Source organism: Nocardiopsis sp. CNR-923 (assembly GCF_001942255.1).
Classification (GTDB): domain Bacteria; phylum Actinomycetota; class Actinomycetes; order Streptosporangiales; family Streptosporangiaceae; genus Nocardiopsis.
In genome coordinates, this window is the sequence record NZ_MKKC01000065.1 from 223980 (window position 1) to 230239 (window position 6260).

Annotated in this window: 4 protein-coding genes and 2 pseudogenes; 3 read left to right on the plus strand and 3 right to left on the minus strand. The window is 72.0% G+C overall.

Going from position 1 to position 6260, the window contains the following annotated elements; translation table 11 throughout:
• Positions 1 to 3: 3 nt before the first annotated feature.
• Positions 4 to 1476, minus strand: coding sequence for a basic amino acid/polyamine antiporter (locus BJF83_RS07080; protein ID WP_262391371.1), 1473 nt, complete (start codon positions 1474 to 1476; stop codon positions 4 to 6).
• Positions 1477 to 1783: 307 nt separating this feature from the next.
• Here BJF83_RS07080 and BJF83_RS07085 point away from each other — a divergent pair.
• Positions 1784 to 3173, plus strand: a pseudogene (locus BJF83_RS07085) (flavin monoamine oxidase family protein).
• A 33-nt stretch (positions 3174 to 3206) separates the two neighbouring features.
• Here BJF83_RS07085 and BJF83_RS30385 read toward each other — a convergent pair.
• Together BJF83_RS30385 and BJF83_RS30390 are read right to left on the minus strand one after the other, a co-directional pair.
• A complete protein-coding gene (locus tag BJF83_RS30385) occupies positions 3207 to 3641 on the minus strand; it encodes a hypothetical protein (RefSeq protein WP_316042219.1) in 435 nt (144 codons plus the stop codon).
• Entirely contained in the window at positions 3623 to 3952 is a 330-nt protein-coding gene (locus tag BJF83_RS30390; RefSeq protein WP_316042220.1) for a hypothetical protein, read from the minus strand. Before BJF83_RS30390 ends, BJF83_RS30385 begins: the two co-directional genes overlap by 19 nt.
• Before the next feature lie 164 nt (positions 3953 to 4116).
• Here BJF83_RS30390 and BJF83_RS07095 point away from each other — a divergent pair.
• A pseudogene (locus tag BJF83_RS07095) lies at positions 4117 to 5928 on the plus strand (carbon starvation protein A).
• Positions 5921 to 6253 (plus strand): cory-CC-star protein, encoded by a 333-nt coding sequence (locus BJF83_RS07100; protein ID WP_394329306.1) that lies wholly within the window; start codon positions 5921 to 5923, stop codon positions 6251 to 6253. The pseudogene BJF83_RS07095 and the gene BJF83_RS07100 overlap by 8 nt, the downstream one beginning before the upstream one ends.
• The last annotated feature ends 7 nt before the right edge of the window (positions 6254 to 6260 follow it).

Consider the following 6260-nt stretch of genomic DNA (forward strand, 5'->3'; position numbering starts at 1 on the left):
TTTCTACAGGGTGATCCATCCGGCGCCGAGGCCGACCAGGCCGACCGCCGCCCCGATCACCACCACGGCGAACAGCGTGAACTCGCGGGCGGAGAACACCCGTGCACCCCTCTCACGCCGGGTCCGTGCGAACAGGATCGTCGCGGGGACGTAGAAGACGCAGCCCAGCAGCACCAGCCCGATCCCAGCCGCGTAGACCAGGAAGGCGGTGTAGACCGTGGCCACCAGGGCGATCGCGAGTTCGCGGCGCCGCATGGCGGGACGGTCGTCGGCGTAGGTCTCCTTCGTCACGGCGAGTTTGACGGCGTAGGCCGCCGCCAGGAGGTAGGGGACCAGCGACAGCGCGGCGGTCAGGTCGAGCGCGAAGTCGAACGCGTTCGCGGAGAAGAGGGTGATGACCAGGACGACCTGGGAGAGCAGCGTGGTGAGCAGCAGCGCGTTCACCGGCACGTCCCTGTCGTTGGACTCGGCCAGGAAACGCGGCATGTCCCGGTCCCTGGCCGCCACGAACAGCACCTCCGCGGCCATGAGCGTCCACGCCAGGTAGGCGCCCAGGACCGAGACCAGCAGCCCGACGCCGACCAGCGCGCCGCCCCACGGGCCTACGGCGGCCGACAGGACCCCGGCCATCGACGGCTGGGGCAGCTCGGCGATCCGGCTCATCGGCAGGATCCCGTAGGACACGACCGTCACCGAGGCGAAGACGGCGAAGACGCTGAGGAACCCCAGGACCGTGGCGCGTCCGACGTCGCTCCTGCGCCTGGCGTGCCGCGAGTACACGCTCGCGCCCTCGACGCCGAGGAAGACGAACACCGTGACGAGCATGGCCGCGCGCACCTGCTCGAACAGGGACCCGGCGTAGCCGGCGCCGGTGAGGTTCTGGGCGAACACCTGCGGGTCGAGCAGGAAGGCCGCCAGGAGCACGAAGACGAGGATCGGGACGACCTTGGCGACCGTCACGACCGCGTTGATCGCGGTGGCCTCCCTGATGCCCCGCTTGATGAGGTGGTAGAAGAACCACAGGCCGATCGTCGAGGCCAGGGCGGCGACGAACCCGCCACCCGCGAGGAGGGCGGGGAAGACGGCCCCCAGCGTCGACATGATGAGGACCCAGTAGGTCACGTTGCCGACGCACGCGCTCGCCCAGTACCCGACCGCGGAGAGGAAGCCCGCGAACTCGCCGAACCCGTCCTTGGCGTAGGCGTACACGCCGGCGTCGAGGTCGGGCCTGCGCACCGCCAGGCTCTGGAAGACGAGGGCGAGCGTGAGCATGCCCGCGCCCGCGACCAGCCACGCGACGAGCGCGCCGAGGACCCCGGTCTCCTGGGCGAAGCGCTGCGGAAGGGAGAACACCCCGGCGCCGATCATGGACCCGACGACCAGGGCCATGAGGCTGAGGAGGCCGACCCTCTCCGCGCCCCTGGCGGTGCCGCGCTGCTCTGTCAACTCGCCGGAGCCCTTCCTCGTGCCGCCCACCGGCGGGTGCCGTGGGACTGTTCACGCTCGGTGATGCTCGCAGTGATGCTCTCCGTGTTCACGTCGACACGCTGGACGCCGGCGGGCGGGGTGGGAGGCCGTGCCGACGTCGCCGTGCCCGGAACCCTCGCCGCCGTCGTTGCGCGCGGCCCTGCGCGACCGCGCCGCCGCGGTCGCGGCCCGTGGCCGCCACGCGGCGCGCCCCCGCGCCCGGTCGGGGCGGGGCCGTGTCGGGGTGTCGACCACGGGAGTGTCCATTTGTGAACATAGGGTCACGATCGTTGGTTGGCACAGGAGAGGACACGCGATGGCTGACCCGGCAGACGTCAGTGGGGAGACCGTTGGGGAACCGGCCGCCGAGGAGCGGGCGGTGCGGGAGGTCGCACCGCGCGGACGCGAGGCCGCCCCCGGACGGGGGCACACCATCGTGGTGGGCGCCGGCATGGCGGGCCTGGCCGCCGCGACCCGGCTCGCGGACGCGGGCGAGCGCGTCACCGTGGTCGAGGCCCGGAGCCGGATGGGCGGGCGCGTCCACTCGATCCGGACCTGGGAGGGATTCACCATCGACGCGGGCGCTCCTGGATGCGCGGGGAGGAGAACAACCCGCTCGCCGTGCTCGTCCGCGAGGTCGGCGCCCGCACGGCCGTGTTCAACCGCTCCACCGAGACCGCCTACGACCCCAAGGGCCGCAGACTCCTCTTCGACCGCCACCGCCGCAACATGGAGGACGTCAACCTCCTGCACGAGCACATGTACTGGGCCAACGTCGGCGCCGACCCCAGCGAGTCCATGGAGGAGGGCATCCAGCAGGCCCTCTACGACGCCAACCTGGTCCGGGCCCGGGCCCGGGACGCCAGCGAGATCGTGCACCGGATCATCGAGGCCGACCACGGGGCCGACGCCTCGGAGGTCGCCTTCAGCTCCGTGGCCGCGCTGCACGAGTTCAGCGGCGACGACGTCGTCTTCCCCGACGGGATGAGCGAGCTCACCGACCACCTGGCCGAGGGGCTGGACGTGCGCCCGCGCCACGTCGTGCTGGGGGTGTCCCACGACGGCGACGGCGCCTCGGTCCGGGTCCAGACCCCGGACGGGGAGCAGACCCTGACCGCCGACCGCGTCGTGGTGACCCTCCCGCTGGGCGTGCTCAAGGCCGGACAGGTCGAGTTCGCGCCGGAGCTGCCCGAGGACAAGCGTGACGCGATCGAACGCCTCGGCAACGGCCGCCTGGAACAGCTGTTCCTGCTGTTCGACGAGGTGTTCTGGGGCGACGCCGAGGTCATCGTGCACCTGGGGACGCAGGCGGGCGCTGGTTCCACTGGTTCGCGGGGCAGCGCATCCGGGGCGTGCCCGTCCTGGTCTGCCGCAACGGCGGCAACGCGGCGCGGTTCCTGGCGCAGATGCAGGAGGGAGACGTCGTCGAGCACGCGATGGCCTCGCTGCGCGCCATGTTCCGCAGGGCTCCGGACCCGGTCGACCACTACCTCACGCACTGGACGGACGACCCCTTCGCCCGCGGCGCCTTCTCCTTCACGGCCGTCGGGTCGGGGGACCGCGACCGCGAGGCGCTCGCGGCCCCGATGTCCGACCGGGTGTACTTCGCGGGGGAGGCCACGGAGATCGAGAACACCGCCACCGTGCACGGAGCGCTGCTGTCCGGCCTGCGCGCGGCCGACCTCATCCTGGGCGTGGAGGACTAGCGCCAGGCCGCGGCGCCGGTCCCGGGGAGCCCGTCAGCGGACCAGGCGCCGCTCGGCGGCGCTGATCCCCGCCCGGCACGCGCGCTCCACCTGACGGTGGTTGCGCAACCGCTCGAACAGCCCGAACGGCCGCGGGTCCGGGTCGGGTCCGCCGTCGGCCGCGGTGACGCGGAGCGTCTGCCCGTCCAGGGTTCCGCTCCGGCTCCAGCGCTCCCACCGCTCGTAGTCGGGGCTGGCGTGGTGGCCGAAGACGAACGCCGCCTCGCCGACCCCGTCCGGGTCGCGGCCGTCGCGCAGCCACAGCTCCACCCCCTCGCCCACTCCGCCGGACCAGTCCGCGGCGGTGACCACGTCCACGCTCACGTCCGCGTCGACCTCCCGCACCAGCAGCGCGTCGCTCGGGCGTGTGCGCGGGGGGATGCTGTGGACGCGGTCGATGTCGACCAGGCTCACCACGGCACGCGACATCCACCACCAGTTCTCCCGGCGCGCCATGAGACTGCCGCGCGCAGCCGCGTGGGAGGGTGCTTGCGCACCTCCTGTTCGACCAGGTCGCCGCCGAACTCCGAGCCGTCCAGGTCGAGGCGGACCCGGATGCGGCCCACGGCGACCAGGGTCGGTTCGTCGGGTCCGGCCGCCGTCGTCAGGCAGAACGCGGCACGGTTGAGCAGGGAGTCGACCACGGGCAGGTAGGCCAGGGGGAGCGCGACGCAGGGGTGGTCCGCCAGCAGCGGCACGACCGGCACGCCGACGGGCCCGTCGTCGGACAGCCAGCACATCTCACCTGCTGGGGAACGGCGCCACGCCGTGTCCAAATCGTTCACATCCAACCTTTTCCGTGACGTGGGTCTCATGTTAGTTTCTCGGGACTGTACCCGCCTCTACCAGTCGAAAGCACCCGCGGACCGGTCGCCGCCCGGGTGCCGACACACAAGGAACTCCCATGCCTGCCGTGGCCGTCCTCCTCGGGGCCCTGGCGCTGTTCGCGCTCGGCTACCGCTACTACTCCGTCTACCTCGCCAAGCGGGTCTACCAACTGGACCCGGCCTTCGTGACCCCCGCCCACACCTACCGGGACGGGGTGGACTACCTCCCCACGAACAAGCACATCGTCTTCGCGCACCACTTCATCTCGGTGGCCGGCGCCGCGCCGATCGTCGGCCCCGCCATCGCGGTGTTCTGGGGGTGGGGACCGGCTTTGCTGTGGGTCGTGCTGGGCACGGTCTTCGCCTCCGGCGCGCACGACTTCGGGTCGATCGTGGTGTCGGTCCGGCACAAGGGACGCAGCATCGGCACGCTGGCCAGCGACGTGATCAGCGCACGCGCACGCGTCATGTTCCTGCTGATCATCTTCTTCCTCGTGACCATGGTCAACGCCGTGTTCGCGGTGGTCATCTCCGGACTGTTCATCGCCAGTCCCGCGGCGGTCCTGCCGGTCCTGGTCACCGTCCCGCTGGCGATCGGGGTCGGCCAGGTGGTCTACCGCCGCCGCACGGCCGCCCTCGTCCCGTCGGTCATCGCCCTGGTGGTCGTCTACGCCTGCATCCCGCTCGGCCAGCTGGTCCCGATCACCGTCGACCCGATCGCCGGCGCCTTCGGCGTGGACGCGTCCGTGGTGTGGATGGTTCTGCTGTTCGCCTACACCTTCTTCGCCTCGCGTCTGCCCGTGTGGATGCTGCTCCAGCCCCGCGACTACATCAACCAGCACCAGATGCTGCTGGCGCTGGCCGTCATCATGCTCGGCGTCGTCGTCGGACTGGACACGATCGAGCGCCCGCCTTCCGCGGCGGCCTGCCCGAGGACTCGCCGTCGATCTTCCCGCTCCTGTTCATCACCGTCGCGTGCGGGGCGGTGTCCGGCTTCCACAGCCTGGTCTCCTCCGGGACCACGGCCAAACAGCTCGACAAGGAGACCGACGCCCGGTACGTCGCTACCTCAGCTCCCTGGGCGAGGGCACCCTCGCGGTCTGCTCGATCCTCGCCTGCACCGCCGGGATCATGGTCTTCTCCGCCAACCAGGACCTGACCTGGAACCAGCTGTACGTGGACTGGGAGACCGCCAGCGGCGGCGCGGGCGGCCGGTTCGTGCAGGGCGTGGCCGGGTTCGCCGGCAACCTCGGCGTGCCCGAGAGCGTCGGCCTGGTCTTCGCCAGCGTCGTGGTGGTCAGCTTCGCCGCCACCACGCTGGACACCGCCGTGCGCCTACAGCGCTACACCATCCAGGAGATCAGCACCATCGTGGCCGACCGGGCGCGCGAGGGCGGCGGCGTCCACCGGGTGTTCACCTTCCTGGCCCGCAACATCACCGTGGCCACGCTGATCGCGGTCGCCCTGCCCCTGGCCCTGGCGCTGGTGCCGGGAGACTTCGCCCTGGGCACCTGTGGCAGCTGTTCGGCACCACCAACCAGCTGACCGCGGGTCTGGCGCTGTCGGTCATCGCGGTCTGGGTGACCAAGCGGGGCCGCAACCCGGTCGTCATCCTCGTCCCGCTGGTCTTCCTCGTCGTGATGACCTCGTGGGCGCTCGTCATCCAGCTGGTGAACTTCGCCGGCTCCGACGACCCCCTCCAGCGGTTCGTGCTCGCGCCGCTGGACGCGGCCATCTTCGGCCTGGCCCTGTGGATGACCGTCGAGGCCGCGATCGCCCTGCGTCGGGCCTTCCTCGCCCGCCGCGCCGGCTCCGCCGAGGAGTCCCCGGACACGGGCGGGGACGCGCCGGCCGAGACCGCAGCCGAGGGAGCCGGAGACGGTGCCTGACCCCCGGCGCTCCGGCGCGAGCGCCGACCGCGCCGCCGGGTCCGGCCCCCTGGGTCGGGCCTGGCGGCGCGCCGTCGTCTCCTGGCACCGCTTCGAGGCGTTCCACCAGGCGGTGTTCGAGGCGCGGTGGGGCCACGCACGCCAGCGCGAGGCCCGCACCCAGCAGGACACCCTGCGGGCCCTGCTCATGCTGGAGACCCTGGGGGTCGACAACCCCGTCGCCTACGAGACCCTCGACCTGGTCCCGTCCATGGTCGCCGACCTGCACGAGTGGCACCGGCGACTGGGCCGCGAGGACTTCGGCGCCCCCGGAGGATGCTGTTGACCGCCCG

Excerpts from the sequence above, each read along its gene's own strand:
- BJF83_RS30390 (WP_316042220.1), bottom strand. The coding sequence starts at position 3,952 with ATGTGCTGGCTGTCCGACGACGGGCCCGTCGGCGTGCCGGTCGTGCCG.
- BJF83_RS30385 (WP_316042219.1), bottom strand. The coding sequence starts at position 3,641 with ATGTCGCGTGCCGTGGTGAGCCTGGTCGACATCGACCGCGTCCACAGC.